Here is a 2,390-nt window from a genome sequence, read left to right as displayed (position 1 = left end):
GTCACCCCCGCCGCCCAGTCCGGCTTCCAGCCCGGCCACCCGTACGCCCCGGCCCCCGGCCAGGGCCCGGTCGGCGCGCCAGGCCCCGGGTTCGTCGGCCCCGGGTTCGTCCCCGGCCCCGCCCCGACCAACGGCTTCGCCGTCGGCTCCCTGGTCACCGGCCTGCTCCTGGTGGCCCCGGTGGCCCTGGTGTTCGGCGTCCTCGCGCTGGTCCAGATCAACCGCCGCAAGGAGCGCGGCTCCGGCATGGCGGTGACCGGCCTGGTGCTCGGCACGATCGGCACGGTGCTGATGGCCCTGCTGCTCGGCGCGGCCGACTTCAGCTCGGCGCGGGCCGGCCGCTCCGGCCTGCCCCCGAAGGCGCCGGCCGGTTCGGTGCACTGGTCCGACCTCAAGGCGGGCGACTGCTACGACTCCCCCCAGGGCGGGTCGACGGCGGACGGGGGCGGCGACGAGACGGTGTACTGGGTGCACCGGGTGGCCTGCACCGAGCCGCACCACGGCGAGGTGGCGGGCACCGCCGACCTCCTGCTCGGCGCCGGCGCCTACCCGGGCGAGCGCGCGGCCCGCGAGTCGGCCGGCCGGCTGTGCCGCCAGGTGCTGAGCGGCTACGCGCTCGACCAGTGGGCCGTCCCCGACGGCATGGAGGACGTCTACCTCTACCCGACCGAGAAGAACTGGGCGTCCGGCTCGCGGTACGTGACCTGCGCCTACGAGGACCGCGAGGACCGGCACCGGGGCACCGTCCGCACCGACCGCAGCCACCTGACCGCGCCCCAGCTGGCCTACCTGGAGGCCGCCCGGACCTTCAACGACGACTACCTGGACCAGCCGGAGCGGGAGGTCGCCGAGGCCGAGGCCGACTACCGGGCCTGGGCGCGCCGGGTGGCCTCCGCCTCCCGCACCCAGGCGGCGGTGCTGGCCAGGACGGGGGTGGCCTGGCCGGCCGACGTCCAGCCGAGGATCGCCAAGCTGGCCGAGGCCAAGTCGCAGGCGGCCGCCGCCTGGGACGCCGCGGCCTCCGGCACCGACCTGGCGGGCGACCTCCGCAAGGCCAGGGCACTGGAGGCCAGGACGACGCCGACGGCTCTGGAGATCCGCCGCGGGCTGGACCTGTCGACCGGGGAGCAGGCGCCCGACCTGCGGGTCTGAGCCGCCCGGAGGCGCGGTTACCGGCCGTTGACCGGGCCCGTACCTGCCGGTAACCCGTCGGCCGTACGGTCGTGGGCACGTCCCCGGCCCGACCCCCACGCGAGCCGGGGACCAGCCCGTCCGCCCCGGGGCGGGCCGGCCCGGGGGAGCCCCGGTACCCTCCGGCCATGGGTACCCACCGGGTGATGCGGCAGGACGACAACGGCAACCGCTTCCTGGTCGCCAAGGACCTCGACCGGGCGGAGGCCCGGCGGCTGGCCGCCGAGTTCGAGGCCCGCGGCCACAAGCAGCTGTACTGGGTCGAGGAGGACGGGGAGGCGGCCCGGCCCGAACCGGCGGACGGGACGGTCCGCAATGCCTGAGCCCTCCGTAGCCCCGAACCCTCCGCAACGCCTGAGCCCTCCACGGCCCCGAACCCTCCGCAGCGCCTGAGCCCTCCGCGGACGCCCGGGCCCGACGGCAGACCGTAGGGTCGGGCCCATGGACGCGACCCACGACCCCGCCCCCGACGCCCCCGCCACTTCGCCCCGGATCGTGGTCGGCGGTGCGCTGGTCCACCGCGGCCGGGTGCTCGCCGCCCGGCGCAGCGCGCCCGAGGCGGTGGCCGGCCGGTGGGAGTTCCCCGGCGGGAAGGCCGAGCCGGGGGAGACCGAGGCGCAGGCGCTGGAGCGGGAGCTGCTGGAGGAGCTCGGTGTCCGGGCGCGTGCGCTGGTCCGGCTGCCGGGCGCGTGGGCCGTGCGCCCCGGCCTGGAGCTGCGCTTCTGGGCCGCCGAATTGCTGTCCGGCGAGCCGCGCGCACTGCAGGACCACGACGCGCTGCGTTGGCTGGGCCCGGACGAGCTGGACGCCGTGGACTGGATCGACCACGACCGTGACGTGCTGCCGCACGTCGCCCGGCTGCTCGCGGGCGCCCCGGCGGGCGCCGCCGACAGCGCGTCGGCGGTGGGCGACGCGCAGTCCGCCGGGTAGGTCAATCGGACAAGACGACCCGGGGGCCGGGATAGCCTGGATGCTGCTGGGTATGTCACTTTTCGGCACTATTCGTCACCATCGGTGAGCCGTCCCCAGCCGGCGACGCCGATCCCGACCAGAGCCGGAGGCCCCGTCGGTGTCGAGTACCGGGAACGGCGGCGGGGGAGAGCGGCGGGCAGGCTCCGCGGGGAGCGCCGCCGCCCGCGCCCGACTGCGCCGCGCCGCCCGTCCGGCCGCCCCCCAGTCGTCGGCCGCCCGCCGCCGGG

General features: G+C 77.4%; 3 protein-coding genes. All 3 read left to right on the top strand.

What is annotated here, in order from left to right; translation table 11 throughout:
• Window positions 1–1,152, top strand: a 1,152-nt coding sequence (locus AE652_RS49370; protein ID WP_049660480.1) for a DUF4190 domain-containing protein, incomplete at its 5' end; no start/stop codon positions are given.
• A gap of 167 nt (window positions 1,153–1,319) precedes the next feature.
• Window positions 1,320–1,514, top strand: a complete 195-nt coding sequence (locus AE652_RS39645) for a hypothetical protein (RefSeq protein ID WP_049660479.1) — start codon at window positions 1,320–1,322, stop codon at window positions 1,512–1,514.
• A 118-nt stretch (window positions 1,515–1,632) separates the two neighbouring features.
• On the top strand, window positions 1,633–2,121 hold the full coding sequence (locus AE652_RS39640; protein WP_049660477.1) for an NUDIX domain-containing protein: 489 nt from the start codon (window positions 1,633–1,635) through the stop codon (window positions 2,119–2,121).
• Window positions 2,122–2,390 lie beyond the last annotated feature (269 nt).

The sequence above is a fragment of the Kitasatospora sp. MY 5-36 genome, assembly GCF_001182915.1.
Classification (GTDB): domain Bacteria; phylum Actinomycetota; class Actinomycetes; order Streptomycetales; family Streptomycetaceae; genus Kitasatospora.
This window is presented reverse-complemented; position numbering and strand designations above follow the sequence as displayed.

Bases quoted from the DNA above. Each gene is read 5' to 3' on its own strand.
- AE652_RS39645 (WP_049660479.1), top strand. From the start codon at position 1,320: ATGGGTACCCACCGGGTGATGCGGCAGGACGACAACGGCAACCGCTTC.
- AE652_RS39640 (WP_049660477.1), top strand. From the start codon at position 1,633: ATGGACGCGACCCACGACCCCGCCCCCGACGCCCCCGCCACTTCGCCC.